This is a genomic window from Micromonospora lupini (assembly GCF_026342015.1).
Lineage (GTDB): Bacteria > Actinomycetota > Actinomycetes > Mycobacteriales > Micromonosporaceae > Micromonospora > Micromonospora lupini_B.
Genome location: NZ_JAPENL010000002.1, coordinates 2,640,490 through 2,666,287, shown reverse-complemented (window position 1 = coordinate 2,666,287; position 25,798 = coordinate 2,640,490). Strand labels below are relative to the sequence as shown.

General features: G+C 73.1%; 22 protein-coding genes. 8 read left to right on the top strand and 14 right to left on the bottom strand.

The features are described 5' to 3' along the window. Nucleotides 1-27: 27 nt before the first annotated feature. Both OOJ91_RS27215 and OOJ91_RS27210 read right to left on the bottom strand, forming a co-directional pair. Nucleotides 28-909, bottom strand: a complete 882-nt coding sequence (locus tag OOJ91_RS27215; RefSeq protein WP_266249388.1) for a glycosyltransferase — start codon at nt 907-909, stop codon at nt 28-30. Next, complete coding sequence (locus OOJ91_RS27210) at nt 906-2,375, bottom strand: hypothetical protein (RefSeq protein WP_266249386.1); 1,470 nt, start codon at nt 2,373-2,375, stop codon at nt 906-908. Before OOJ91_RS27210 ends, OOJ91_RS27215 begins: the two co-directional genes overlap by 4 nt. A gap of 449 nt (nt 2,376-2,824) precedes the next feature. On the opposite strand from OOJ91_RS27210, the gene OOJ91_RS27205 reads away from it, so the two are divergent. Further along, nucleotides 2,825-3,646 (top strand): glycosyltransferase family 2 protein, encoded by an 822-nt coding sequence (locus OOJ91_RS27205; RefSeq protein ID WP_266249384.1) that lies wholly within the window; start codon nt 2,825-2,827, stop codon nt 3,644-3,646. Between the two features lie 25 nt (nt 3,647-3,671). On the opposite strand, the gene OOJ91_RS27200 is transcribed toward OOJ91_RS27205, so the two are convergent. Further along, a complete protein-coding gene (locus OOJ91_RS27200) occupies nt 3,672-5,672 on the bottom strand; it encodes a trypsin-like peptidase domain-containing protein (RefSeq protein WP_266249381.1) in 2,001 nt (666 codons plus the stop codon). 124 nt (nt 5,673-5,796) lie between these two features. Here OOJ91_RS27200 and OOJ91_RS27195 point away from each other — a divergent pair, with 124 nt between their 5' ends. The 6 genes from OOJ91_RS27195 to hutH are packed head-to-tail and all read left to right on the top strand — an operon-like array spanning nt 5,797 to nt 13,602. Beyond that, complete coding sequence (locus OOJ91_RS27195; protein ID WP_266249380.1) at nt 5,797-6,648, top strand: MurR/RpiR family transcriptional regulator; 852 nt, start codon at nt 5,797-5,799, stop codon at nt 6,646-6,648. A gap of 16 nt (nt 6,649-6,664) precedes the next feature. Then, on the top strand, nt 6,665-8,320 hold the full coding sequence (gene hutU, locus OOJ91_RS27190) for a urocanate hydratase (protein ID WP_266249378.1): 1,656 nt from the start codon (nt 6,665-6,667) through the stop codon (nt 8,318-8,320). After that, entirely contained in the window at nt 8,317-9,519 is a 1,203-nt protein-coding gene (locus tag OOJ91_RS27185) for an allantoate amidohydrolase (RefSeq protein ID WP_266249376.1), read from the top strand. The genes hutU and OOJ91_RS27185 overlap by 4 nt, the downstream gene beginning before the upstream one ends. Then, on the top strand, nt 9,510-10,877 hold the full coding sequence (locus OOJ91_RS27180) for a formimidoylglutamate deiminase (protein ID WP_266249374.1): 1,368 nt from the start codon (nt 9,510-9,512) through the stop codon (nt 10,875-10,877). Before OOJ91_RS27185 ends, OOJ91_RS27180 begins: the two co-directional genes overlap by 10 nt. Further along, nucleotides 10,874-12,067, top strand: coding sequence for an imidazolonepropionase (gene hutI, locus OOJ91_RS27175; RefSeq protein WP_266249372.1), 1,194 nt, complete (start codon nt 10,874-10,876; stop codon nt 12,065-12,067). Before OOJ91_RS27180 ends, hutI begins: the two co-directional genes overlap by 4 nt. After that, nucleotides 12,064-13,602, top strand: a complete 1,539-nt coding sequence (gene hutH, locus OOJ91_RS27170) for a histidine ammonia-lyase (RefSeq protein WP_266249370.1) — start codon at nt 12,064-12,066, stop codon at nt 13,600-13,602. Before hutI ends, hutH begins: the two co-directional genes overlap by 4 nt. A gap of 61 nt (nt 13,603-13,663) precedes the next feature. On the opposite strand, the gene rdgB is transcribed toward hutH, so the two are convergent. The 11 genes from rdgB to OOJ91_RS27115 form a co-directional block, all read right to left on the bottom strand. Then, complete coding sequence (rdgB, locus tag OOJ91_RS27165) at nt 13,664-14,281, bottom strand: RdgB/HAM1 family non-canonical purine NTP pyrophosphatase (protein WP_266249369.1); 618 nt, start codon at nt 14,279-14,281, stop codon at nt 13,664-13,666. Between the two features lie 52 nt (nt 14,282-14,333). Next, on the bottom strand, nt 14,334-15,059 hold the full coding sequence (rph, locus tag OOJ91_RS27160; protein ID WP_266249367.1) for a ribonuclease PH: 726 nt from the start codon (nt 15,057-15,059) through the stop codon (nt 14,334-14,336). Between the two features lie 10 nt (nt 15,060-15,069). Then, a complete protein-coding gene (locus OOJ91_RS27155) occupies nt 15,070-16,239 on the bottom strand; it encodes a glycosyltransferase (RefSeq protein ID WP_266249365.1) in 1,170 nt (389 codons plus the stop codon). Beyond that, a complete protein-coding gene (locus OOJ91_RS27150) occupies nt 16,236-17,381 on the bottom strand; it encodes a glycosyltransferase family 4 protein (protein WP_266249363.1) in 1,146 nt (381 codons plus the stop codon). Before OOJ91_RS27150 ends, OOJ91_RS27155 begins: the two co-directional genes overlap by 4 nt. 90 nt (nt 17,382-17,471) lie before the next feature. Beyond that, nucleotides 17,472-18,215 (bottom strand): MBL fold metallo-hydrolase, encoded by a 744-nt coding sequence (locus OOJ91_RS27145; protein WP_266249362.1) that lies wholly within the window; start codon nt 18,213-18,215, stop codon nt 17,472-17,474. Between the two features lie 226 nt (nt 18,216-18,441). Continuing rightward, complete coding sequence (locus OOJ91_RS27140) at nt 18,442-19,407, bottom strand: PLP-dependent cysteine synthase family protein (protein ID WP_266249360.1); 966 nt, start codon at nt 19,405-19,407, stop codon at nt 18,442-18,444. A gap of 11 nt (nt 19,408-19,418) precedes the next feature. Continuing rightward, entirely contained in the window at nt 19,419-19,814 is a 396-nt protein-coding gene (locus tag OOJ91_RS27135; RefSeq protein WP_266249359.1) for a MoaD/ThiS family protein, read from the bottom strand. Nucleotides 19,815-19,879: 65 nt separating this feature from the next. Continuing rightward, nucleotides 19,880-20,368 (bottom strand): M67 family metallopeptidase, encoded by a 489-nt coding sequence (locus tag OOJ91_RS27130; protein ID WP_323178572.1) that lies wholly within the window; start codon nt 20,366-20,368, stop codon nt 19,880-19,882. 52 nt (nt 20,369-20,420) lie between these two features. Next, the gene (locus OOJ91_RS27125; protein WP_007456109.1) at nt 20,421-20,915 is read right to left on the bottom strand and encodes a DUF2017 domain-containing protein; all 495 of its coding nucleotides are present in this window, start codon (nt 20,913-20,915) and stop codon (nt 20,421-20,423) included. A 2-nt stretch (nt 20,916-20,917) separates the two neighbouring features. Beyond that, nucleotides 20,918-21,208, bottom strand: coding sequence for an ATP-dependent Clp protease adapter ClpS (gene clpS, locus OOJ91_RS27120; protein ID WP_039905549.1), 291 nt, complete (start codon nt 21,206-21,208; stop codon nt 20,918-20,920). A gap of 148 nt (nt 21,209-21,356) precedes the next feature. After that, the gene (locus tag OOJ91_RS27115) at nt 21,357-22,907 is read right to left on the bottom strand and encodes a hypothetical protein (protein WP_266249356.1); all 1,551 of its coding nucleotides are present in this window, start codon (nt 22,905-22,907) and stop codon (nt 21,357-21,359) included. Nucleotides 22,908-23,104: 197 nt separating this feature from the next. On the opposite strand from OOJ91_RS27115, the gene OOJ91_RS27110 reads away from it, so the two are divergent. Continuing rightward, nucleotides 23,105-25,783 (top strand): LuxR C-terminal-related transcriptional regulator, encoded by a 2,679-nt coding sequence (locus OOJ91_RS27110; RefSeq protein WP_266249355.1) that lies wholly within the window; start codon nt 23,105-23,107, stop codon nt 25,781-25,783. Nucleotides 25,784-25,798 lie beyond the last annotated feature (15 nt).

The window sequence follows — 25,798 nt, the reverse complement described above, 5'->3', positions numbered from 1 at the left end:
GGGCGCACCGGGCTGTCGGGGTGGAGGTCAACGGATGCGGGTGACAAGCCACTTGCCCGTCTCGCTCAGCGTCCGCAGCGCCTTCATGCTCAGGCCCACCCCGGGAAACCGCCACGGCCGGTACATGTCGATCAGTCGGAACCAGAAGACCAGGCCGCCGAGACGACCTCGGGTGACGTTGCCGTCGTGGCGCTGGAACCGCACGATGGGGTGGTCCAGGTGGCAGGGGTGCACACCGGACCGCAGGGCGCGCAGCACCAACTCGATGTCCTCGAAGAGCCGGAAGGTCTCGTCGTACCCGCCGATGGTGTCGAGCACCTGCCGGTCGATTGTGGTGCCGGAGTGCTTGAACGGCAGACGCGGACGGGTCAGGACGCCGAGCAGCATCCGGTCGGCCGAGGCGTACTCGGGCAGCCGGATCTGGCGGTTCACACCCTGGGTGATCTCGGTGTAGTCGGCGTACACCCAGCTCCGCCCGGTGGCGGTGAGCAGTTGGTGCAGCCGGGCCAACGCGTCCTCGGTGAGTTCGTCGTCGGAGTCGAGCACGGTCAGGTACCTGCCGACCGCGACGCGCAGTCCACGGTTGCGGGCCTCCGCGATGCCTGTGGGAGGTTGGCTCACCACCCTGATCCGGCGGTCGGTGGTGAGCCCGGCCTCGGCGATCACCTGCCCGACCGGGACCTGGGAGCCGTCGTCGACGATGACGAGCTCGAAATCCTGGTAGGTGTTGGCCAGCACGCTGCGGACCGCGTTGACCAGCAGGGCGGCCCGGTCCCGGACGACGATGCAGACCGTGAAGGTGGGTCGGACGACAGGTGTGGTGGCCGCGTCCACCTCGCCCCGGTCGGCCTGCCGGGGTGGGTGGGGATGCGCCGCACGAACGGATGCGGGGCCAGCGGGGTTCGTCATGTCGGCCCGCCCGACGCCACCGGCCCGCTGTCGTCGGACCGCAACGACGACCCCGGCCGCGTGTCGTCGTCGTTCGCCGCGCCGGACTCCGCGTCGACGACGAGCATCGCCAGCATGCCGAGGAAGAAGAGCCAGAGGAAGTACGGGTACGCCAGGGGCTTCTGGGTGAGCCCGAAGATGAGGAGCGTGGCGAAGAGCACCAGCAGGGGCAGTCGACCGGACGGGCCGAGTTGCTCGCGGGCGAGGCGGTAGAGCCCGACGAGGATCGCGCCGACCAGGACGAGCCCGGTGACTCCCCAGATGATCATGACGCGGATCAGGTCGTTGTGCATGTCCCACGGCTCGTAGCCGAAGCCGAACAGCCACACGTCCGCGGAGGAGCGACCCAGGATGTCCGCCACGTCGTTCCAGATCGCGCCGCGACCGTGCATGAAGGTGTCGGAGCGGACGTCGAGCGACCCCACCTCGGTCAGGGCGACCCGGACCCGCTCCCAGATGGCCCCGCCCCACAATCCGCCGGCAATGGCAGCGACCGCCGCCACTCCGCCGCCCACCAGCAGCGCCGACCTGCGGTCGACCCGACCACCGGCGCGTCGGGACGCGATCAGGCCACGGACCCGTCGCGCCTCGAAGGCGGCCACGATGACGATCAGGCAGAGGATCGTGAAGCGGTGCAGGGACACCGCGCCGGTGGCGACGAAGAGGCCGATCAGCGCGTACCGCACGGGGGCCGGCACGCGGAGCCGATCGCCCAGGACGTAGATCAGGAACACCGAGAAGATGAGCAGCCTGCCGAGCGACATCGGGTGGTAGTAACCCCCCGAGGCACGCCCGATCTTCTGCCAGTTGGCCAGCTCGAAGTAGAACGAGTACGGAATGACTCCGGCGACCTGGAGCCAGGCGAGCACACAGTGGACGATCGCGCCGACCAGGACGACACCGGTGACCAGAACGAGTCGCCGCGAGGAGATGAGGGACCGCCGCAGCAGCAGCAGGCCGAGCAGCGCGATCGGGGCGAAGCCGACGACAAGGCGCAGCGCCTCGGCCGGAATGGCCGAGCGGGGCTCCAGGTGCGCGCCGTAGATCGGATAGCGGCGCACGTCGAACAGATCGAGCAGGTCGCCGCGGGCACCCACGAGGAGGTAGCTGACCGCCGAGCTGACCAGGAGCAGCACCAGCGCACCCGCCACCAGCAGGAGCGGCCTGGGCGGCAGCCGACGGGCACCCAGGGCGACGAGCCCGTACGCGGCGATCATCAGCGCGGCGCCGACGGCGGTGAGCACCACGCCGAGATCGATCCCGCCGCCGGCGTCCTTCTCACCGATGTCGAGCAGTGGCTTCACCGCGATGAGAGCCAGGGCGCCGACGGCCAGATATCCGGCGATCTGCTCGTGGCGGGGCGTCGGCCCGTCCCGGTGCCCCACCTCCGGCCGTGGTCCTGGGGCCGGAGTGGTCAAGGTTCCCATCGCGGGCGTGTCTCCTCATCAGTGTCCGCCGTGAGCGTCGGTCGGCGTCGTGGGCGCGCCGTCGCTCCGGCCGATGCCGTCCGACCATCGATCCGTGGCCGAGGCAGTTGCCAACGGGCGCCGATTGAGCCGAATGTCGCAAAGGGACATCCACTGTGCTCAGGCGCCGCCCGGCCTCAGAATCACGAGGACGATACCAGCGTCCTGCGACATTTCGGGGCCCTCGGCCATCGTCCGACACACCTGTCGAACGTCGATCCCAGCCGGGTTGGGCGGACATTTCCGATTCAGCTATTCGACAGTTCTTTCGGCCGTCTTGCGAGGGCGCCGCCGTCTCCGGCAAGCTGGACCGCCGTGCGTCAATCCGGTGGGCGCGGCATGACCTGCGACCTGTCCGGCACCGGCACGAGCCGACAGGTTTCCCCCGACTGTGGATGGTGGACTCTTCGATGATCTCCGTGGTGATCGCCGCCCACAACGAGGCGCGGGTCATCGGTGGTTGCCTCGACGCGCTGCTCACCGACGCCGGCCCGGACGAGCTGGACATCGTGGTCGTGGCCAACGGCTGCACGGACGACACCGCACTGGTTGCCGCCCAGCGCCCGGAGGTACGCGTCATCGAGGTGGCCGAGGCGGGGAAGGCCAACGCGCTCAACGTGGGGGACGCCGCCGCCCATGGTTTCCCCCGGATCTACCTCGACGCGGACGTCGTCCTGAGCCCGGGAGCACTGCGCCGGATGGCCGCGACGCTCACCGAAGGCGACTCGCCGCCCCTGGCGGTCATGCCGCGACGGCAGATGGTGACGAGCGGCCGACCGGCGGCAATACACGCGTACTACGCCATCAACACCAGACTGCCGATCTTCGCGGACGCGTTGTTCGGGCGCGGCGCCATCGGCATCTCGGAGGCCGGCCACCGGCGCTTCGACCAATTCCCGGAGCAGATCGCAGACGATCTTTTCCTGGATTCGCAGTTCTCGTCACAGGAGAAGCGGGAGGTCGGCGAGGCGACGTCCTACGTGCAGGCGCCCCGTCGTACCCGTGATCTGCTGCGCACCCTGGCTCGGGTGCGGGCCGGCAACACGATGCTGCGGGCCAGCCACGACGGGGTCCGGGCATCGGTCCCGTCCTCCTGGCTGCGCGACGTCGTCCTGCCCCGGCCGTGGCTCGTCCCGGCAGCCACGGTCTACGTGGCGATCACGGTCGCCGCCGCGCTGCGCGCCCGCCGACACCCGCGCGACGGGTGGGGGCGGGACGACTCCACCCGCTGACCGCCGCCGTGCCGCGGCGGCCCGGTCAGTACCGGGGTCGACGGCGAAGGAACACCACCACGAGCACGATCAGCCCGACCAGCAGCACACCACCGAGCCCGGCGAGCAGCGCCAGCAGGAGCCGGGGTGGGCCGTCGGACTCGTCGGCGAGCCGGGCGCGGTCCACGGCGTTCTGCCGGTACGCCTGCGCCAGGAGGTTGACAGGCGACGCCTGGGCGACGCGGTCGAAACTGGCGATGGCATCGTCGTTCCGGCCGGCGAAGAAGGCGTCCAACCCGTCGCGGTACACCTTGTCGGTGTCGGCGCGACCGTTGCTGGTGCCACCCGCCTCGAGCAGCCCGGTGACCACCGACACCGGCACCAGCGCGCGGTTGGGCGTGCCACTGGCCGCCCGGTCGGTGTCCAGCACGCCGACCACCCGGCCGGTGGTGTCCAGGGCGACGCCGCCGGCGGAGTAGATGCCGACGTCGTCGTTGAGGCGGGAGACGCTCACCGAGCCCTGGTTGGCGGTGCCGGCAACCTGGGCCGGCTTGCTCTCCACTGTGTAGGTCGCGGCCCGGAAGTCCGCGTCGGTGGTGCGGTAACCCATCACGAGCAGCGCGGCGCCCGGTCCGGGCACACCGCCGTCGGCCAACTCCACCGCCGGGAGGCTGGGTTGGGTCAGCTTGACCAGGGCGAGGTTGCCGGCATCGGGCTCGAGGACCCGGACGATCTGGCCGGGGATGGCGGGGCTGGCGGTGAGGTCGCCCCGGGCCACGTTGAACTGGGCGAAAACCTGGCTGACGGGCTCCGAGCCGGGCTCGGCGCCGGTGAACACGCTTGTGTTCAGCTTGCCCCGGACGTACTCGTCCAACTGGGGCGCGGTCAGCCTCTTCTGCTCGATCAGGATCCGACCGAGCGTGTAGAGGGCGCGCTCCCGGGCCGCCTGGACGGCCGGGCGAACGCACTGACCGTTGGTGACGATGTGGCCGTCGGCGTTCACCACGAAGCCGCTGCACCGCCGCTTGAAGGTGACAGGCGTGACGCTCAGCGGGACGTTCGACTTCGCCTCGCGCAGGGTGCCGGTGAAGACGGCCTCGACGAACACCATGGACGGCGCGGCGATGGCGAGGGAACGCTCCTCGACGCTGTACGGCGCGGCCTGCGCCCAGGGCTTCAGCCCGGGGTTGATCGCCGGGGCGCTGGGGAAGGCCGCGGTGCCGGACGTGGTGGGCAGGGTCTGCGGGTCGGTCGGCTTCTCGTCGCCGGAGACCGCCCAGACGGTGGCGCCGGCGCCCACGGCCACGGCCAGGGCCGCGGCGGCGACACCGACCCAGAGGCCGGTGCGGCGCGGCGGTGGCGCGGACGGCTTGATCCGCCGGACCGGGCCGGCGAACAGGTCGTCCGAGGACGGCCGGTCGGCGTCCGGGAACACCGGGTCCACCGTGGACGCCTCCGCGCCGGCGCCGGAGACCGGTTGTGGCGCGGCGGAGACCGGCTGCACGGGAATCGGACCGCCGTGCATCGCCCAGGGCGCGTGCGGCGGCGCGGACACCTGCGGCACGCCCGAGACGGACTGCGGCACGCCCGAGACGGACTGCGGCACGCCCGAGACGGACTGCGGTGGCCCGGAGACCTGCTGGGGCGGCCCGGAGACCTGGTGCGGCACCGCGGCGGCCGGGCTCACGGGGCCGGAGGTCGACGGCACGTCGGCCCCGGGTGACGCGGCTTCGCCCGGAACCGGTTGGTAGTCCATGCCCAGCGCACGGAAGAGCTTCTCCGCGCCCGGCCCCGCCTCCGCCGGGTAGGCGACCCACGGCGCGGTGGCGGCGAAGTCGGCGTAGACGAACGGCTGACCACCCTGCGTCTGCGCCATCGCGTTGGCGGTGGCGGAGAACGCCTCCCGCCAGGCGGGCGTGGCCGCCACGGCGGCGTCCAGGACAGCGACGGTCACCAGCCGGCCCTGCCCGTCGATGGCCGCCCACGCCTTCCCCACCTGGCATCCGCCCAGCACGTGGGTGAACCTGTACGGGCCATCCGGCTGCATCCGCACTCCTCCGCTCAACCGCCGTGCGGATACTACAGAGAGCGTGCCACTCCGCTCACTTCCGGTTGATGGGAAAGCCGTCGGACGGTTGCCCTCTGAAAGTTTTCATGCATAGAGTCGCGGAGTGAATGACGGAGTGGTTCAGGCGTCGGCCGAACAGGTGTTCCACCTGTTCGACGGGGTACGGCTCACCCCTACCCAGCGTCGGATCGCGCACTGTCTCGTGCAACACGCCCCGGCCGTCGCGTACCTCTCCGCTGCCGAGGTCGCCGAGCTGGCCGGGGTCAGCCAGCCCTCGGTCACCCGGTTCGCCGTCGCGCTCGGCCATGACGGCTATCCGGCGCTGCGCCGCCGGCTGCGCGACCTGACCAGCACGACACCCGGCGGGTCGACCGACGCCGGCAACGAGCTCCAGCAGGCGGTACGTGCCGAGATGGGCAACCTGGACCGGCTGGCCGGTCAGCTCGCCGACACCGACCGGATCGCCGAGACGGGCCGGCTGCTCGCGACCAGCCGCCCACTGCCGGTGCTCGGCCTGCGCGCCGCCGCGCCGCTGGCCGCGTACTTCGCCTACTTCGCCGCCAAGGTGCACCCGGACGTACGGGTGCTCGACGACGGCGGCACCCTGCTCACCGACCGTCTGGAGCAAGCCGCCGCGGCGGGGGCGTCCGCCGTGCTCGCCTTCGTGCTGCCCCGCTACCCCCGGGAGACCCTGGAGGCGCTGCGCGACGCACGCGCCGCCGGGCTGACAGTCGTGGCGATCACCGACTCGCCGGTCAGCCCGGCCGCCGAACACGCCGACGTGGTGCTGCCGGCCGCCGTCGGCGCTCAGCTCGTCTTCGACCTGCACACCGCCCCGATGACCCTGGCCATGGTGCTGCTGCAGGCGATCTGCGACGCCGCGCCGGCCGACACCCAACGCCGTCTGGAGGCGTTCGAAGCCTCCGCGGCCCGCCGACAGTTGTTCCTCGGTTGACCGGAGGAGACCGCAGATGACCCAGCCCATCCGTGCCGCACGGGGCAGCCAGCTCACCACCCGCGGGTGGCAGCAGGAGGCCGCCCTGCGGATGCTGATGAACAACCTCGACCCGGAGGTGGCCGAACGCCCCGACGACCTGGTCGTCTATGGCGGCACCGGCAAGGCGGCGCGGGACTGGCCGTCGTACCACGCGTTGGTCCGTACGCTAACCGACCTGCGCGAGGACGAGACGATGCTCGTGCAGTCGGGCCGCCCGGTGGGGGTCATGCGTACCCACGAGTGGGCGCCCCGGGTGCTGCTTGCCAACTCGAACCTGGTCGGTGACTGGGCGACCTGGCCGGAGTTCCGCCGCCTCGAACAGCTCGGCCTGACCATGTACGGGCAGATGACCGCCGGCTCGTGGATCTACATCGGCACCCAGGGCATCCTCCAGGGCACCTACGAGACGTTCGCGGCGGTGGCCGCCAAACGGTTCGACGGCTCTCTCGCGGGCACGTTGACGCTCACCGCCGGCTGCGGCGGCATGGGCGGGGCGCAGCCCCTCGCGGTCACCATGAACCACGGCGTCTGCCTGATCGTGGACGTGGATCGCACCCGGCTCGACCGTCGCGTGCACGACCGCTACCTCGACGAGGTCGCCGACTCCCTGGACGACGCCGTCGAGCGGGTCCTCGCCGCGAAGCGGGACCGGCGGGCGCTGAGCGTCGGCGTCGTCGGCAACGCCGCCGAGGTCTTCCCCGAGCTGCTCGGCCGGGGCGTCGAGATCGACATCGTGACCGACCAGACAAGCGCCCACGACCCGCTGGCGTACCTGCCGGTGGGGGTCGAGCTGGCCGATGCCCGCGACTACGCGGCGGCCAAGCCGGCCGAGTTCACCGACCGGGCCCGCGCGTCGATGGCGACGCACGTCGAGGCCATGGTGGGCTTCCTCGACGCCGGCGCCGAGGTGTTCGACTACGGCAACTCGATCCGGGGCGAGGCGCAGCTCGGCGGCTACCAGCGTGCCTTCGACTTCCCGGGCTTCGTGCCCGCGTACATCCGGCCGTTGTTCTGCGAGGGCAGGGGCCCGTTCCGGTGGGCGGCGCTCTCCGGCGACCCGGCCGACATCGCGGCCACCGACCGGGCCATCCTGGACCTGTTCCCGGAGAACGAGTCGCTGGCCCGGTGGATCAAGCTGGCCGGCGAGCGGGTCGCGTTCCAGGGTCTGCCGGCCCGGATCTGCTGGCTCGGGCAGGGCGAACGGGACCGGGCGGGCGTGCGGTTCAACGACATGGTCGCCTCCGGCGAGCTGTCCGCCCCGGTGGTGATCGGCCGCGACCACCTGGACACCGGCAGTGTCGCGAGTCCCTACCGGGAGACCGAGGGGATGGCGGACGGCTCCGACGCCATCGCCGACTGGCCGCTGCTCAACGCGCTCGTCAACACGGCCAGCGGCGCGTCCTGGGTGTCGATCCACCACGGCGGTGGCGTCGGCATCGGCAGGTCGATCCACGCCGGGCAGGTCTGCGTGGCCGACGGCACCGCCCTCGCGGGGCAGAAGATCGAGCGGGTACTCACCAACGACCCGGCGATGGGCGTCATCAGGCACGTCGACGCCGGCTACGACAGCGCCCGCGAGGTCGCCGAGCGCACAGGTGTCCGGGTGCCGATGACCGAGGCACCCGCGTGAGCGACGACCTGTCGAGCCGGTTCCGGGCACTGTGGGACGAGATCGCGCCTGTCGGCCGGGACGCCGGCAGCGGCGGCTACCTGCGGTACGCGTTTAGCGAGCCGGAGACGGAGTTGCGGGCCTGGTTCCGTACGCAGGCGCAGGGGCGGGGCCTGCCGGTCACCGAGGACGGCAACGGCAACCTGTTCGCCCACTGGGGTGACCCGGAGGGCGCCGACGCGGTGCTGACCGGCAGCCACTTCGACTCGGTGCCGCACGGCGGGGCGTACGACGGGCCACTCGGCATCGTCAGCGCGTTTCTGGCCGTTGACGAACTGCGAGCCGCCGGGGTCACGCCCGTCCGGCCGCTGGTGCTGGGCGCGTTCGTCGAGGAGGAGGGCGCCCGTTTCGGCGTACCCTGTCTGGGCTCGCGGCTGCTCACCGGCGCGCTGGCGGCCGACCGCGCGGCCGGCCTGCGCGACGCGGCCGGGGTGAGCTTCGCCGACGCGCTCGGCGACCGGCCGGCGGGCGCGCGACCGGAGCTGCTCGGCCGGTTCGGCGCCTTCGTGGAGCTGCACGTCGAGCAGGGCCGCGCGCTTGTCGACGCCGACGCGCCGGTCGGGGTGGCCAGCGCGATCTGGCCGCACGGCCGCTGGCGCTTCGACGTGGTCGGCGAGGGCAACCACGCGGGTACGACCCGGATGGCCGACCGCCGCGACCCGATGCTCACCTACGCGTTCACTGTGCTGGCGGCCAACAAGGAGGCCCGGCTGCGCGGGGCACACGCCACAGTGGGCCGGGTCCAGGTCGAGCCCAACGCCACGAACGCGATCCCGTCGAGGGTGACCGGCTGGCTGGACGCCCGCGCCGCCGACCCGGAGACCCTGACCGGCCTCGTCGACGCGGTCCGGGGCAAGCTCGCCGAGCGGGCCCGCCGCGACGGTACGGAGGTGACAGTCACCGAGGAGTCGGTGACGCCGCTTGTCGCCTTCGACGGTGGGCTGACCGAACGCCTGGCGGCGCTGCTCGACGCGCCGGTGCTGCCCACCGGCGCGGGGCACGACGCGGGGGTGCTCGCCGCGCACCTGCCCACCGCGATGCTCTTCGTGCGCAACCCGAGCGGGGTGTCGCACTCCCCCGCCGAGGCCGCGACCGACGACGACTGCGCCGCCGGCATACGTGCGTTGGCCCGCGTGCTGGAGGAGCTGACATGCCGCTGACCCCGACCCGCTGGCTCGCCGAGTACGCCTGGCTGCCCGATCTCGCCCAGCCCACGCCCGACGTGCTCATCGAGACCGACGGTGGGGTGATCACCGGTGTGACCGCGTTGGCCGCTCCCGGCCGGCCGAGCGCCGGTGTGGACGTGTACGCCGATGCGGTGCCGCTGCCCGGCCTGACCCTGCCCGGCCTCGCGAACGTGCACTCGCACGCCTTCCACCGGGCCCTGCGCGGGCGTACCCACGGCGGCCGGGGCGACTTCTTCAGCTGGCGGGACCGGATGTACGCGGTGGCCGACCGGCTGGACCCGGACACCTACCTGGCGCTGGCCCGCGCCGTCTACGCCGAGATGGCCCTCGCGGGGATCACGTGCGTCGGCGAGTTCCACTACCTGCACCACAGGCCCGACGGCGGCGCGTACGACGACCCGAACGCGATGGGGGCGGCGCTTGTCGAGGCCGCCGCGCACGCCGGCATCCGGCTCACCCTGCTGGACACCTGTTACCTGAGCGCCGGGGTGGACGGCCGGCCGCTCGCCGGGCCGCAGCGGCGCTTCGGCGACGGCGACGCGGCCCGCTGGGCGCAGCGGGTGTCGGCGTTCCCACCGGCGGACTCGCACGTCCGGGTGGGCGCGGCAGTGCACTCGGTGCGGGCGGTCCCGGCCGACCAGCTCGGCACTGTCGCCGGCTGGGCCCGGGAGCGGCAGGCGCCGCTGCACGTGCACCTCTCCGAGCAGCCCGCCGAGAACGACGAGTGCCGGGCCGTGCACGGGCGTACGCCCGCCGCGCTGCTCGCCGACCACGGCGTGCTCGGGCCGGACACCACAGCCGTGCACGCCACGCACCCGACGAGCGGCGACCTGACGCTGCTCGGCGACAGCCGGACCGGGGTGTGCCTCTGCCCCACCACCGAACGTGACCTCGCCGACGGCATCGGCCCGGCCCGGCGGATGGCCGACGCGGGGATCCGGCTGAGCCTGGGCAGCGACAGTCACGCCGTGATCGACCTGTTCGAGGAGGCCCGCGCCGTGGAGCTGGACGAGCGGCTACGCACCCGCCGTCGCGGCCACTTCACCCCGGCCGGCCTGCTGACCATGGCGACCGCCGCCGGGCACGCCGCCCTGGGCTGGGCCGACGCCGGGCGGATCGCCGTCGGCGCCCGCGCCGACCTGGTCACGGTACGACTCGACAGCGCCCGCACCGCAGGGGTGCCGCCGGTGGGGGCGTTCTTCGCGGCCGGGGCGGCCGACGTCGAGCAGGTCGTGGTGGACGGCCGCGTGGTCGTGGCCGAGGGCCGGCACCTGAGCGTTGACGTGCCTGCCGAACTGTCGGCGTCGATCGAGGCGGTGACGCCCGCATGAGCGGCAGCCTGCTCGTCGACAACATCGGTGAGCTGGTCACCAACGGCGTCGGCGAGGGCCCGCTGGGCATCCGGCGCAGGGCGGCAGTGCTCATCGAGGAGGACCGCGTGGCCTGGGTCGGGCCGGCCGCGTACGCGCCGGCCGCCGACCGGCGGGTCGACGCCGGTGGGGCCGCCGTGCTGCCCGGGTTCGTGGACAGCCACGCCCACCTGGTCTTCGCCGGGGACCGGGCCGCCGAGTTCGCCGCCCGGATGGCCGGCGAGCGCTACACAGGCGGCGGCATCCGGACCACTGTCGGCGCGACCCGTGCCGCCACCGACGACGAACTGCGGGCCACCGTGCGCCGGCTACGCGGGGAGGCGCTGCGCCAGGGCACCACGACAATCGAGATCAAGAGTGGGTACGGCCTGAGCGTCGCCGACGAGGCCCGCTCGCTGCGGATCGCCGCCGAGTTCACCGAGGACACCACGTTCCTCGGCGCGCACGTGGTCCCCGCCGAGTACGCCGACCGTCCGGACGACTACGTCGGACTGGTCTGCGGGCCGATGCTTGCCGCCGCCGCGCCGCACGCCAGGTGGATCGACGTGTTCTGCGAGCGGGGCGCCTTCGACGTCGACCACGCCCGGGCCATCCTCGCCTGCGGGCAGGCCGTCGGGCTCGGTGTGCGGCTGCACGCCAACCAGCTCGGCCCCGGCCCGGGCGTGCAGCTCGGGGTGGAGCTGGGCGCGGCGAGCGTGGACCACTGCACCCACCTGTCCGACGCCGACGTGGACGCGCTGGCCTCCACGGCGGTGGACTGGACATCCGGCACGTCCACGACCACTGTCGCCACACTGCTGCCCGGGGCGGAGTTCTCCACCCGCTCCCCGTACCCGGACGCCCGCCGGCTGCTCGACGCCGGAGTCACAGTGGCCCTGGCGACGGACTGCAACCCCGGATCGTCCTACACCTCGTCGATGCCGTTCTGCATCGCCCTCGCCGTCCGGGAGATGCGGATGACCCCGGCGGAGGCGCTGTGGGCGGCGACCGCCGGTGGCGCGCGGGCGCTGCGCCGCGACGACGTCGGTGTGCTCGCCCCCGGCGCACGGGCCGACCTCGTCGTCCTGGACGCCCCCTCGTACCTGCACCTGGCCTACCGGCCCGGTGTCCCCCTGATCCACCAGGTAATACGCAACGGAGTTCCACAGTGACGACCGTGATCATCCAGCCCACCGGTATCACCGCCGACGACGTCCTCACCGTGGCGCGCGGCACCGCCACGGTGACCCTCGACCCGGCCACCCGGGACGCGATGGCGACAAGCCGCGCGATCGTCGACGGAATCGAGGCCGCCGGGCGGCCCGTGTACGGCGTGTCGACCGGATTCGGCGCGCTCGCCAACACCTTCGTCGCGCCGGAGCGCCGTGCCGAGCTGCAACACGCGCTGATCCGCTCACACGCCGCCGGGGTGGGCGCCCCGATGCCGCGCGAGGTGGTGCGGGCCATGATGCTGCTGCGGGTACGCTCGCTCGCCCTGGGCCGCTCCGGGGTCCGCCCGCTGGTCGCCGAGGCGCTCGTCGACCTGCTCAACCACGACATCACCCCGTGGGTGCCGGAGCACGGTTCGCTTGGCGCCTCAGGTGACCTGGCGCCGCTGGCGCACTGCGCGCTCGTGCTGCTCGGTGAGGGCTGGGTGCTCGGCCCGGCAGGTGAGCGGCGCGACGCGGCCGAGGTGCTGCACGCCGCCGGGCTCAAGCCGATCGAGCTGGCCGCCAAGGAGGGGCTGGCGCTGATCAACGGCACCGACGGCATGCTCGGCATGCTGCTGCTGGCCATCCACGACGCGACGCACCTGTTCGCCATGGCGGACGTGACAGCCGCGCTGGCCATCGAGGCGATGCTCGGCTCGGAGCGGCCGTTCCTGCCCGAACTGCACGCCATCCGGCCGCACCCCGGCCAGGCGGCGTCGGCGGCGAACATCCACCGGCTGTTGCAGGACTCCCGCGTCATGGACTCGCACCGCGACGACCTGGCGCATGCCGTGCAGGACGCGTACTCGATGCGCTGCGCGCCGCAGGTCGCCGGTGCGGCCCGGGACACCCTGGACTTCGTCCGCACGGTCGCGGCCCGGGAGCTGGTGTCGGTCGTGGACAACCCGGTGGTGCTGCCCGACGGCCGGGTCGAGTCCACCGGAAACTTCCACGGCGCGCCGCTGGGCTTCGCCGCCGACTTCCTCGCCATCGCCGCCGCCGAGGTGGGCGCCATCGCCGAGCGGCGGGTGGACAGGCTGCTTGACGTCACCCGTTCCCGGGACCTGCCCGCGTTCCTCTCCCCCGACGCCGGTGTCAACTCCGGGCTGATGATCGCCCAGTACACGGCGGCCGGGATCGTCGCGGAGAACCGTCGGCTGGCCGCCCCCGCCTCGGTGGACTCGCTGCCCACGAGCGGCATGCAGGAGGACCACGTCTCGATGGGCTGGGCTGCCGCCAAGAAGCTGCGCACCGTGCTGGACAACCTGACCAGCCTGCTCGCCGTCGAGTTGCTGGCAGGCGTACGCGGTCTGCAACTGCGCGCGCCGCTGGTGCCGTCGCCGGCCGGCCGGGCCGCCGTCGCCGCCCTCGGCACGGCTGCCGGCGAACCCGGCCCGGACGTGTTCCTCGCCCCGGTGTTGGAAGCCGCCCGCGCGGTGCTGGCCGGACCGGAGCTGCGCGCCGCCATCGAACGGGAGGTCGGCCCGCTGGGCTGACCTCCGCGGGTCGCTGTCGTCCGCCGCGGGTCAGGCGGCGGGCGGCAGCACCGCGCGCCCGTCAGGCGGCGGGCGGCAGCACCTTCGCGACCAGCTTTGCCAGCTCACGCAGCGCCTTGCCGCGGTGGCTGATCGCATCCTTCTCCTGCGGGGTCAACTCGGCGTTGGTCCGGTCCTGCCCGTCACCCAGGAAGACCGGGTCGTAGCCGAACCCGCCGTCGCCGCGCGGCGCGCGCAGCACCCGGCCGGACTGCCGACCGTCGACCAGGTGCTCCTTGCCGCCGGGCAGCACCAGCGCCACAGTGCAGACGAAGGACGCGGCCCGGTGCTCGTCGGGCACGTCGCCGATCTGGTCCAGCACCAGCTGAAGGTTGGCCCGGTCGTCGCCGTGGTTGCCGGACCAGCGGGCGCTGAACACGCCGGGCATCCCGTTCAGCGCGTCCACGGCGAGCCCGGAGTCGTCGGCGATCGTCGGCAACCCGGTACGCCTGCAGCCCTCCCGCGCCTTGATCAGCGCGTTCTCGCCGAAGGTGAGACCGGTCTCCGGAAGCTCCGGGTATTCGGGCACGTCGTCCAGCCCGAGCAGGGCGATCCGGTGCGCGCCGAGCGCGCCGTCCAGGATCCGCTGCAGCTCCACAAGCTTCTTACGGTTACGCGTCGCGAGCAGGACCTTGTTCACGATGAACCACCTTCGTTGGCGACTGCGGGGCTCGCAAGCTCAAGCCTCGCGCTCACGCGAGTGCCCTTCGCTGGGCTTCGGCCAGGTCGGCGCACCCGGCCACGGCCAGGTCGAGCAGGCTGTCGAGCTGGTCGCGGGCGAACACGCCCGCCTCGCCGGTGCCCTGCACCTCGACGAAGTCACCCGCGCCGGTGCACACCACGTTCATGTCCACCTCGGCGGCCACGTCCTCCTCGTAGCAGAGGTCCAGTCGCGCCTCACCGGCGATGATCCCGACGCTGACGGCGGCGACGGAGCGGTGCATGACCTTCTCCGGCTTGCCGGCGAGCGCCTTGCGGGCGGCCAGCCAGCCCACCGCGTCGTGCAGCGCCACGTACGCGCCGGTGATCGCGGCCGTGCGCGTACCGCCGTCGGCCTGGAGCACGTCGCAGTCCAGCACGACCGAGTTCTCGCCGAGCGCCTTGAGGTCGATGCAGGCGCGCAGGCTGCGCCCGATCAGGCGGGAGATCTCGTGCGTGCGGCCACCCACGCGGCCCTTCACGCTCTCCCGGTCCGAGCGGGTGTTGGTGGCCCGGGGCAGCATCGCGTACTCGGCGGTCACCCAGCCGAGCCCGGAGCCCTTGCGCCAGCGGGGCACGCCCTCGGTGACGCTCGCCGTACAGAGCACCCGGGTGCCGCCGAACTCGACGAGCACCGAGCCCTCCGGATGGGTGCTCCAGCCCCGGGTCAGGGTCACCGGTCGGAGTTGAGAGGGCCCTCGCCCGTCAGGTCGCGCCATGCCCTGCACCCTATGCGGTGCGGCGATCCGCCTCCCCCGGGGTGCCCCGAGCAGCGCCCGCGTCGTGCACCCGCAGGAAGCCGGCGACCGCCGCCGGCCAGCCGAACTCCTCCGCCCGCGCTCGGGCGGCCCTGCGCCGCGCCGCCTCCGGCCGGGCCGCGAGCCCTGTCACGGCCGCGGCCATCGACGCCCCCGAGCCGTACGCGGCCAGCCCGGCCGAGCCGACCACCTCGGGCAGCGCGCTCGCGGCGTTCACCACCACCGGGGTTCCGCAGGCCAGTGCCTCCAACCCGGCAAGGCCGAAGGTCTCCACCGGGCCGGGCGCCAGCACCACGTCCGCGCTGGCGAGCAGCGCGGCCACCGTGGCGCGGTCGGGCAGGAAACCGGTGAACGTGACCGGCAGGCCGGCGGCCCGGCGGGCAAGCGACGCCCGCAACGGGCCGTCCCCGACCAGCACCAGGACCGCCGGAACCCCGGCACGGCGCAGCTCGGCGAGGGCCTGCACGGCCAGCTCGGGCCGCTTCTCCGGCGACAGGCGGGCGCAGTGTACGAGCAGCAGTTCGGTCGGGTCGGCGTAGCGCTCCCGCAGTCCCGGGTCGGCCCGGTCCGGGTGGAAGGTGTCCAGGTCCACCCCGAGCGGCACGACATCCACGTTGTCGGCGCCGATGCGGTCGAACTCCTCGGCGGCCCAGCGGGTCGTGCACACGATCCGGTCGTACGCCCGGCTGCTGGCCCGGTTGAGCCGGTCGGCGATCGGCCGGCGCAGCACGTCGGGCACACCCCACTGGCCGAGCAGCCCGGTCAGCGACTCGTGCGAGACAAGCACCGACGGCACGCCGTGCGCCTTCGCCCAGGCCCCCGTCCAGCGCAGCGACGACCGGTCGGACACCTCCAGCCGGTCCGGCGCCAGCTCGGCGAGCACCCGGGCCAGCCGCTGCCTGCCGGCCAGCAGCCGGTAGCCGCCGGTGCCGGGAAGCTCCACGCCGGGCAGGGTCACCACCCGACCCCAGGGGTGCCACTCGTGGGCGTCGCGTCGACCGGGCACCACAAGCACCGGATCGTGCCCCGCCGCGCGGTAGCCCTCGCCGAGGTGCCGCAGCGCGGTGCGCAGCCCACCGGAGCGCGCGGTCACGAAGTTCGCGAGCCGGACGATCCGCAGTCCGCCGGTCGTCCCCGTCACGAGGCGGCCCGCAGGCCGACGGTGGCGGACTGGGCGCGTACCGCCGCATAGTGCCCGACCAGCTCGTCGCCGACGGCCGCCCAACTGCGCCGGCGCACGGCGGCCCGGGCGGCCACCCCGTACGCCCGCCGCCGGTCGGCGTCCCCGGCCAGCGTGGCCACCGCGGCGGCCAGGGCGTCCCCGTCGGCCGGTGGCACCAGCAGGCCTGTCGTTCCCGAGTCGACCAGGTCGACAGGCCCGCCGCTGGCCGGCGCGACCACCGGCACCCCCGAGGCCAGCGCCTCCTGGAGGGTCTGGCCGAACGTCTCGTGCGGCCCGGTGTGCACGAACACGTCCAGGCTGGCGTAGAGCCGGGCCAGGTCCTCGCCGTGCTGCACCCCCAGGAAGTTCACACCCGGCAGCGCCCGAGCCAGCTGGCGACGGGCCGGGCCGTCGCCCGCCACCACGACCCGCACTCCCGGCAGCCGGGACGTCGCCGCCAGCAGCTCCACCCGCTTCTCCGGGGCCAGCCGACCGACGTAGCCGACCAGCAGCTCCCCGCCGGGGGCCAGCCGACGCCGCAGCTCCGGACACCGCTTGGCCGGATCGAACCGGACCGCGTCCACCCCACGGCCCCACAACCAGATCCGCTGCACCCCGTTGGCGATCAGGTCGGCAGCCGCGCGGGTCGACGGCGCAAGGGTCCGCTGCGCCAGATTGTGGATCTCCCGAAGCCGCCGCCACGCCGCCGCCTCACCCCAACTCACCCGATACGCCCGGGCGTAGGCCGCCACGTCGGTCTGGTAGACCGCCACCATGGGCAACCCGTACCGGCTGGCGAGCGTGGCCGCCCGGGCGCCGAGGATGAACGGGCTGGCCAGGTGCACCACGTCGGGCGCGGCCGACAGCAACGCCCCCGCCAGCCGGGTCGTGGTCGGCACGCCCAACCGGAAGCCCTGGTAGCGGGGCAGCGGCACGCTCGGGATACGCACCACCGGGTACGGCAGCCCCTCGATGTCCCGCCGCGTCGCCCCCGGCGGGGCGGGCGCGATGACGACCGGCTCGTGGCCCCGGGCCAGCAAGTGCTCCGCAGTGCGCACCACGGAGTGCGCGACGCCGTTCACGTCGGGCGGGAACGACTCGGTCACGATGGCGATCCGCATGCCCACACCGTGCGGGTGCCACTGGTGCGCCAGGCGACAGGCCGCTGACCGGCCGGCGAACAGTACGGCACAAGACCGCCGCGACGGGCGTCAGATGTCGTAGCTGGCGCCGGCCCGGACCACCTCGAGCGGCCCGGTGTACGCGGCGGCGGCCGACTCCAACGTGTGCGCCTCGCTGCCCCAGGCCGCGACCAGGTGGGTGAGCAGCAGCCGGCCCACCACCGCCTTGGTCGCCGTCTCGCCGGCCTCCCGGCCGGTCAGGTGCAGATCCGGAGGATTGTCCGCGCCGTCGAGGTAGCTGGCCTCGCACAGGAACACGTCGGCGTTCTGGGCCAGGCGCAGCAACGCGTCGCAGGGCGCCGTGTCCGACGAGTAGCACAGCGACCGGCCGTCGTGCTCCAACCGCACGCCGTACGTCTCGACGGGGTGGTTGACCCGGTCGACGGTGACAGTGAACGGCCCGATCGGGAAGGTGCCCGGCTGCAACGCGTAGAACTGGTAGACGTCCTCCACCGTGCCGTCGTCGCCGTAGGCGGCGCTGAGCCGGTCCGGGGCGCCGGACGGCGCGTACACAGGCAACGGCGGGTACGGGCCGTCCGGGGCGTACCGGCGGACCACCACGTACGACGCGGCGTCGAGGATGTGGTCACAGTGCAGGTGCGTCAGCAGGATGGCGTCGGGGGCGTGCAGCCCGACGTACCGCTGGAGGCTGGACAGCGACCCCGAGCCGAAGTCGACCAGGAGGCGGAAGCCGTCGGCCTCGACGAGATAGGCGGAGCACGGCGACTCGGGGCCGGGGAAGCTACCGGCACATCCCAGGACGGTCAGTCGCATCGGGTTGTCTCACTGCTACTGTCAGTAGCATCTATGCCGGCGGTCGTCCCGGCCATGATCTCTACCGACGCGTACGCCACGCTGCGCAGCCTACGCTGGGGTGCCCGAGGACAAGAATCATCCGTTGGAAGTTGTCACGAACGTGACACCTGCTCACAGCGAGCCGGACGACGGAACGGGCCGCCGACGCGTACGCCGACGGCCCGTTCGGGCAGGACTCCCACGGTCAGGCCCAGAGCTGGCCCTCCAGCGCGTCCTCGGCATCCGCGAGGGTGCCGCCGTACGCGCCCGTGGACAGATATTTCCAGCCGCCGTCGCAGACCACGAACGCCACGTCGGCACGCCGGCCGTCCCGGACCGCCTCGTGCGCCACCGCGAGCGCGGCATGCAGGATCGCGCCCGTGGAGAAACCGGCGAAGATGCCCTCCACCTCGACGAGCTGACGGGTACGCAGCACCGCGTCCCGGGTGCCGACCGAGAAGCGCCGGGACAGCACCGAGGCGTCGTACAGCTCCGGCACGTACCCCTCGTCGATGTTGCGCAGCCCGTAGACCAGCTCGCCGTAACGCGGCTCGGCCGCCACGACCTGGATGCCCTCGACCTTCTCGCGCAGGTAGCGCCCGGTGCCCATCAGGGTGCCTGTGGTGCCCAACCCGGCCACGAAGTGCGTGATGGTGGGCAGGTCGTGCAGCAGCTCCGGGCCTGTCGTCTCGTAGTGCGCCCGCGCGTTGGCCTCGTTGCCGTACTGGTAGAGCATCACCCAGTCCGGGTGCTCGGCGGCGATCTGCTTGGCAGTCGCGACGGCCTGGTTGGAGCCGCCCGCCGCCTCCGAGAAGATGATCTCCGCCCCGTACATGCGCAGCAGTTGGACCCGCTCGGTGGAGACGTTCTCGGGCATCACGCAGACCAGCCGGTACCCGCGCAGTTTCGCCACCATGGCCAGCGAGATGCCTGTGTTGCCGCTGGTCGGCTCCAGGATGGTGTCGCCCGCCCGAAGTCGGCCGGCCTCCTCCGCCGCGCGGACCATGAACATCGCCGCGCGGTCCTTGATGCTGCCCGTCGGGTTCCGGTCCTCCAGCTTCGCCCAGAGCCGCACCGGCGGAGCGCCGTCGGGCACCGTCGGAGAGAGCCGGGGCAGACCGACGAGCGGCGTGCCCCCACAGGCGTCGAGCAGGCTGTCGTACCGCGCCACGGCGGCCGCCCTCAGCGCGCGGCGACGGCGGCGCCGTGCCGGCCGACCGACGCTGCCGCCGCGCTGTGCGAGCTGATCGCCGCTGCCGCCGCGCTGTGCGAGCTGATCGCCGCTGCCGCGGCGAAGCCGAACGCGCCGCCGGCCACGGCCGGCAGGATGGTGACGCTGTCACCGTCGGAGAGCTTCGCGTCGAGCGCGCCGAGGAAGCGGACGTCCTCGTCGTTGACGTAGACGTTCACGAAACGGTGCAGCGCGCCGGCCTCGGTGACCAGGCGGCCACGCAGCCCGGCGTGCCGCGAGTCCAGGTCGGTGAGCAGGTCGCCAAGCGTGTCGCCGGCGCCCTCGACGACCTTGGCGCCGCCGGTGTAGCTGCGCAGGATGGTGGGGATGCGAATCTCGATGGCCATGATGTCGTGCTCCTCAAACGGGTGTGCCAACGGTGACGGGACGAACGGGTGCGAACGCTGACGGGTCAGCGGCCGGAACACTCGTAGTCGACAGTCGCCGGGCTCTGCCCGAACATGTAGGACTGCACGGCGTGCGGGTCGACCCCGGCCTCCACGATCCGAACCGGCTCCTCGGTGACCACGCCGTCGACGATCCGGAACGACCGGATCTCCTCCGAGTCGGGCTCACGGGTCGAGACGAGCAGGTAGTGCGCGCCCGGCTCGCCGGCGAAGGAGACATCCGTGCGGGACGGATACGCCTCGGTGGCGGTGTGCGAGTGGTAGATGACGACGGGCTCCTCGTCCCGGTCGTCCATCTCCCGCCACACCCGCAGATGCTCAATCGAGTCGAACTCGTAGAAGGTCATCGACCGTGCGACGTTGTCCATCGGGATGTGCCGGGTCGGGGTGTCGCTGCCGACGGTGCCGGCGACGACGCCGCACGCCTCGTCGGGGTGATCCCGGCGCGCGTGGGCGACGATCGCGTCGATGATCGACCGGTCGATGCTCAGCACGTGCACCAGCCTAACGCCTACCGGGCAGGCCCTGAAGTGGTGCCGGTCACGCCTAGTCGATCAAGGCGTTGAGCAGCGATTCCTGTAGGTACCCGAGATACGCGTAGACCGACAGCTGGAACACCCGACTCGAGCCGGGATCCTCGGTCACCGCGTCGTCCAACTCCTCACCCAGGTCCGTGCCGTCCTTGATCTCCAGGCGGACACCCATCGCCAGCCGAGCGTCGTTGAGCGCCCGCAGCCACGCCTCGGCCGCCTCGGCGTCCAACCGCACCTCGCCGCCGGCCTCGTCGGGCAACGCGGCCAGGATGGCCCCCGCCTGGTCGATCTTGGCAGTCTTCAGATCGCCCTCGGTGTAGCGGCGGAACTCCGCGGTGCCGCTCGCGTCCTTCGGATAGACCGCTGGAAACAGCCGACCCACCACCGGGTCCGTGTGGTCGAACCCGTCGGTGAGCAGACCGACCACCTCGGAGGCGACCTTGCGCAGCACCCGCACCTCGTCCACCGCGAAGGTGGCGACATAGCGGCCGGCCTGCCGCCGGAACATGCTCACGACCGGTCCACCGTCGCCCACAGCCCGTACGCGTGCAACTGCGACGCGTCGTGCTCCATCCGCTCCCGGGCCCCCGTGGAGACCACGGCGCGGCCCTTGTGGTGCACGTCAAGCATGAGCTGCTCCGCCCTCTCCCGGCTGTAGCCGAACAGCTTCTGGAAGACCCAGGTCACGTACGTCATCAGGTTGACCGGGTCGTCCCACACGATCGTCACCCATTGCCGGTCGGGCGCCGGCACGTCGTCAGTGGCCGGCGTCTCGACCGGTGCAACCTGTGGAGCCGCCATGCCCCCCATCGTGCCACCGGTTTCCCGGAACCGAGGAACCGGAACGCCGGGCAGGCCAGGATCACCCGCCCTGGCCACCCCGGAGCCGCCCCGCAATCCGTCGGACGCGAGGCGCGGGACGGACCCGAGCCAGGAGGTGACCACGCGGTCAGGCGAGCAGGATGCCGTGGTCGACTGCATCGGAGAGCACCACGCCCAGCGAGAGGCGGATCACCTCGAACCGTCGGGAGATCTCCCGGGAAAGCTCCAACTCGACCTCCCGCAACGCCCGCTGGGACCAGGCCCGCGCGGCGCTGTGGTCGTCGTTGCCCGGGGTACGCCACTGCTGCCAGCACCCGCCGGAGAGCGCCACCGCGACCGGAGGAAGCACCTCGTCACGGGTCGCCGTCGGATAGCCGGCGAGCGCGTCGATCGCCTCCGCGCCGGTCAGCCCGGCCACACCCGCCGTACTCGTGATCAGCAGGACCCGGTCCAGGTCGCGCCCGGCGCGGTGGTCGGCCAGGCCGTACTGGACGGCGGTGGCGATCCGACGGCGGACGCCCTCCGCCGGCGCCGCGCCGAGCACCTGGGCGGCGGCGTCGGCCACGATGCCCCGCACCGCGTGGTCGCACTGCGCGGTGGCCAGCAGCGACAGCGCCGCCATCTCCCGGTCGAGCAGGTCCGGCAGGCCGGCGCAGCCGACTCCGAAGACGATCTCCTGCACGGCCCGCAGGTGGACGTTCGCCAACTCCAGGGCCAGGTGCTGGCGGATCCGCTGGGCGCAGGAGCGGGTCTGCCGGTCGAGCCGCTCGGACCAGTCCCCCGGGTCGGCGGACACCGCCACCCGGTCGTGCTGCCCCGGCAGCACCGGCGGATCGGCGCTGGCCCGTTGCAAACCCTCGCTCGCCGACCAGCCCACAAGCGCCCGGCGCAGGTCGCCGGCGGAGTCGGCGCCGTCGATCGGGAACCAGCGCGCGCCGGCCAGGGAGGGGACCGCCGCCAGCAGCGCCGCCCGGTGCGCCTCGACTGTCACCGCGACCGGGTCCACCTCCCCCGACCGACCGTCGGCCGGCGAGACGGACGCCCCCGCGTCCTCCGTCATGGCCACGCAGTCGGTAAGCGGCGCCCAACCGGCCGCACCCGGGCTCACCGCGAAGACGACCTCCACCGGGGCCTCGGCCATCTCGGCGAGCAGATTCAGCTCCTGGGCCGTGAACGCCTGGTCGGCCGCGATCACGAAGAGCAGCGCGCCGGCCCGGCCGACGGCGTCGCGCAGCACCCGGACGCCGGCCACGCCGAGCGCGCCCGTGTCGGGTGTGTCGATCAGGGTGAAGTGGCGCAGCAGCGGCTCGGGCACGCTCAGCTCGACCCGCCGCGGCGGGCGGGCCAACGCCGGGCCCGCGGCGTCCCGGTCCGCGCCGTACGAGTGCGGCTGCCGGTAGCCGGGGACGAACGCCGCGCGCGTGGGCACCACGGCGTGCCGGACCAGCAGCCAACTGCCCGCCGGCACGGTGAGCATCACCGGGTCGAGCCCGACGAGGCTGGCGAGGACCGCACGCCTGTCGGCGCCGGCCGGGCCGACGGCGACCACGCCGAGCGGCTCGTCCGCCCGGGGAGGCGGCACACCGGGCTCGGTGGGCAGCGGGCCACAGCTCGGCAGGTCGGCTGAGCTGGACATGTCGCCGGGCGAGTCGAGTGAGGGGAGAGGGCCCTGCTGCATCGGGTGGCCTCCCAGGGCAGGCGACCGGCGCGCCGGTCGCGTGGAAATTCCGGTGACACTACCCGGATGTCGGAAGAGTACGTTCGGCCGGCCGACCAGGCGGAACACTTCGGATACTCACCGGTAATTGTGCGACTACTCAACTTCGCTGCGTGACGGTGCGGGCGCGGACGGAATCCGATGGATATGCTGCGCGGATGAGTCGATGGAAGTTCGTCGGCCGAACCGACGAGCTCAACCGCCTGCTGGCGGCGGTGACCGGCGAGGCCGGCCGAGGGCTCTTCTTCAGTGGCAGCGCGGGCATCGGCAAGAGCCGGCTGCTGCGCGAGGGTGTCAGCACCCTGCCCACCGACAGGTACGCGATCTGGTCCATCGCGGCCAGCGCCACCACGGCGGCGCTGCCGTTCGGTGGGCTGGTGCAGGTCCTCCCGGCGGAGCAGCCCCAGGGCCTCTCCCCCGCCGGCATACTCCGCTGGGCGTTGGGTGTTCTGCAACAGCAGGCCGCCGGCCGGCGGATCGTGCTCGCCATCGACGACGCGCACCTCCTCGACCCGCCCTCCGCGGCGCTGGTTCATCTGGTCGCCCGCGCCGACAACGCCACAGTCGTGGGCACCCTGCGCGACGGCGAACAGATCCCGCTTCCGATTCGCGCACTCTGGACCGACGACCTGGTCGAGCACGTCGAGTTGACCCCCATGCCACCGTCGGAGACCGCCGGCCTGCTGGCGGCGATCCTGGGCGGCCCGGTCGACGCCGGCTCCGCCGACCGACTCGGCCGACTGTCGGCCGGCAACCCGCTGCTGCTGCGCGAGCTGGTGCACGCCGCCAACGGCAGCGAGGAGTTGAAGCGCACCTACGGGATCTGGAAGTGGACCGGGCGGCTGGAGCTGGCGCCAAGCCTCACCGAGCTGATCGACACCCGCGTCGGGCAGCTCACCGACGGCGTACGCACTGTCGTCGAGCTGGTCGCCTTCGGCGAACCGCTCGGCCTGCACCTGCTCAACCAGGCCGCCGAGCAGTCCGATGTGGAGTTCGCCGAGGAGCGCGGGCTGATCACAGTCGTCCAGCACGACCGGCGGACGAACGTACGCCTGGCCCACCCGCTCTACGGCGAGGTGATGCGGCGCCGGTGCCCGGTCAGCCGCACCCGACGCCTCCAGGCACACCTCGCCGAGCTGCTGGAGCAGGTCGGCAAGCGCCGCCGCGACGACCTGCTGCGGGTGGCGGTCTGGCGGCTCGACTCGGGCACCGCACAGGACGCCGCCCTGCTCGTGGACGCCGCGATGCAGGCGTTCACCCGCTACGACGTGCCGCTGGCGACCCGGCTGGCCCGGGCCGCGCTGCACGCCGACGGCGGCTCGGACGCGGCGGAGCTGCTGGCCACGATCCTGATGTTCGCCGACCGACCCGACGAGGCGATCACCGTCCTCGACGCGGTGACCCTGGAGGCCGGGGACGAACGCCGGCTCTGCCGGTGGCTGACAGTGCGCGGCATGGTCAGCTACTGGGGGCTCAGTCGAGAGTCCACGGTGGAGGAAATCGCGAGCCGGGTCGAGCAGCTCGGCGACTCGGCCGACCGGGCCCGGGTGCACGCCTTCGAGGCGATCATGCGGTTGCACCGGCTCGACACGACCACCGCCGTACGGCTCAGTCAGACAGTGCTCGATCGGCCTGCCGCCAGCATCGCCGCCCGCGAGCTGGCCCGCAGCACCATCGCGTACGTCCAGGCCGCCCAGGGTCAGCTGACCCGCAGCGGCGCGGCGATCGCACAGGTGCACTCCGCGGCAGCCAGTTGGCGCACCGACATGCCTTATTTGCAACTGGCCCTGGAGCTGGCCCGCGGCACCCGGCTCATGCTCACCGGCGACCTCGTCGGGATCGACGCGATCGTGGCCGACGAGTTCGCCGACCTGGCCGGCGCCGGTGACTTCCGGCTCGGCACCGGATACCTGGCCATCCTCCAGGCGTACGCCGCGCGACTGCGCGGGCAGAGCGACTCGGCGATGCGGACGTCGTTGGGCGCGTGCGCGGTGCTGGCGACCAGCCGGGTCTACGCCGGTCTGGCCCAGGCCGAACGGGCCCAGGCGGCGGCGCTGCGCGGCGACGCCGCGCAGGCCAGCGAGGCGATGGCCGAGGCCGACCGCACCCACGCGCCGGGCATGGCGGTGCTCTACCCGTGGCTGGAGCAGGCCCGGGGCGCGGTGCTCGCCGCGTCGGGTGACCTGCCGGGCGCGGTCAAGCAGCTCAACGACCTGGCCGACCGGCTGCGTGCGGACGGTTTCGCCGGGCACGAGGTGCACGTTCTGCACGACCTGGTCCGGTTGGACCAGGCCGGCGGGCCGGTCGGGCCCACCTGCTCCGACGGCGGGCGGCGCACCGTGGCGCAGCGTCTCGCCGAGCTGTCCGAGCGGGTGGACGGGGTGCTCCCGCCGCTGCTGGCCCGGCACGCACGGGCCGCGGTGACCGACTCCCCCGCGGATCTGCTGGCGGTCGCCGACGACTACGCCGCGCTGGAGCTGACCGTGTACGCCGCCGAGGCCACCGCCCAGGCCCTGCACCTGCTGCGCCAGCAACACTCGGTGGCGGCCGGCGAGGCGCGCGAGCGTCTGGCGGGGCTGCTCGGCCGTTGCGACCTGATCCGCACGCCGGCGCTGCGGGCCGGGGCGCCGGTGCTTACCGATCGCGAGTGGCAGGTGGCCCGCCTCGCCGCGCACGGCGCGACGAGCAAGGCCATCGCCGAGCGGCTCTACCTCTCCGCCCGCACCGTGGAGAACCACCTGCAGCGGATCTACACCAAGCTCGGCGTGACCGGCCGGTCCGAGCTGTGGGCCGCGCTGCGGTCGATCCCGGGCCACGAAGGCGGCGGCGCGGGCTGAACCTTAGGCTGGTGC

Bases quoted from the DNA above. Each gene is read 5' to 3' on its own strand.
- OOJ91_RS27110 (WP_266249355.1), top strand. From the start codon at position 23,105: ATGAGTCGATGGAAGTTCGTCGGCCGAACCGACGAGCTCAACCGCCTG.
- OOJ91_RS27205 (WP_266249384.1), top strand. From the start codon at position 2,825: ATGATCTCCGTGGTGATCGCCGCCCACAACGAGGCGCGGGTCATCGGT.
- hutI (WP_266249372.1), top strand. From the start codon at position 10,874: ATGAGCGGCAGCCTGCTCGTCGACAACATCGGTGAGCTGGTCACCAAC.
- OOJ91_RS27200 (WP_266249381.1), bottom strand. From the start codon at position 5,672: ATGCAGCCGGATGGCCCGTACAGGTTCACCCACGTGCTGGGCGGATGC.
- OOJ91_RS27135 (WP_266249359.1), bottom strand. From the start codon at position 19,814: ATGGCCATCGAGATTCGCATCCCCACCATCCTGCGCAGCTACACCGGC.
- OOJ91_RS27145 (WP_266249362.1), bottom strand. From the start codon at position 18,215: ATGCGACTGACCGTCCTGGGATGTGCCGGTAGCTTCCCCGGCCCCGAG.
- OOJ91_RS27210 (WP_266249386.1), bottom strand. From the start codon at position 2,375: ATGGGAACCTTGACCACTCCGGCCCCAGGACCACGGCCGGAGGTGGGG.
- OOJ91_RS27215 (WP_266249388.1), bottom strand. From the start codon at position 909: ATGACGAACCCCGCTGGCCCCGCATCCGTTCGTGCGGCGCATCCCCAC.
- OOJ91_RS27180 (WP_266249374.1), top strand. From the start codon at position 9,510: ATGCCGCTGACCCCGACCCGCTGGCTCGCCGAGTACGCCTGGCTGCCC.
- OOJ91_RS27125 (WP_007456109.1), bottom strand. From the start codon at position 20,915: ATGTTCCGGCGGCAGGCCGGCCGCTATGTCGCCACCTTCGCGGTGGAC.
- OOJ91_RS27150 (WP_266249363.1), bottom strand. From the start codon at position 17,381: ATGCGGATCGCCATCGTGACCGAGTCGTTCCCGCCCGACGTGAACGGC.
- clpS (WP_039905549.1), bottom strand. From the start codon at position 21,208: ATGGCGGCTCCACAGGTTGCACCGGTCGAGACGCCGGCCACTGACGAC.
- hutU (WP_266249378.1), top strand. From the start codon at position 6,665: ATGACCCAGCCCATCCGTGCCGCACGGGGCAGCCAGCTCACCACCCGC.
- rph (WP_266249367.1), bottom strand. From the start codon at position 15,059: ATGGCGCGACCTGACGGGCGAGGGCCCTCTCAACTCCGACCGGTGACC.
- OOJ91_RS27115 (WP_266249356.1), bottom strand. From the start codon at position 22,907: ATGCAGCAGGGCCCTCTCCCCTCACTCGACTCGCCCGGCGACATGTCC.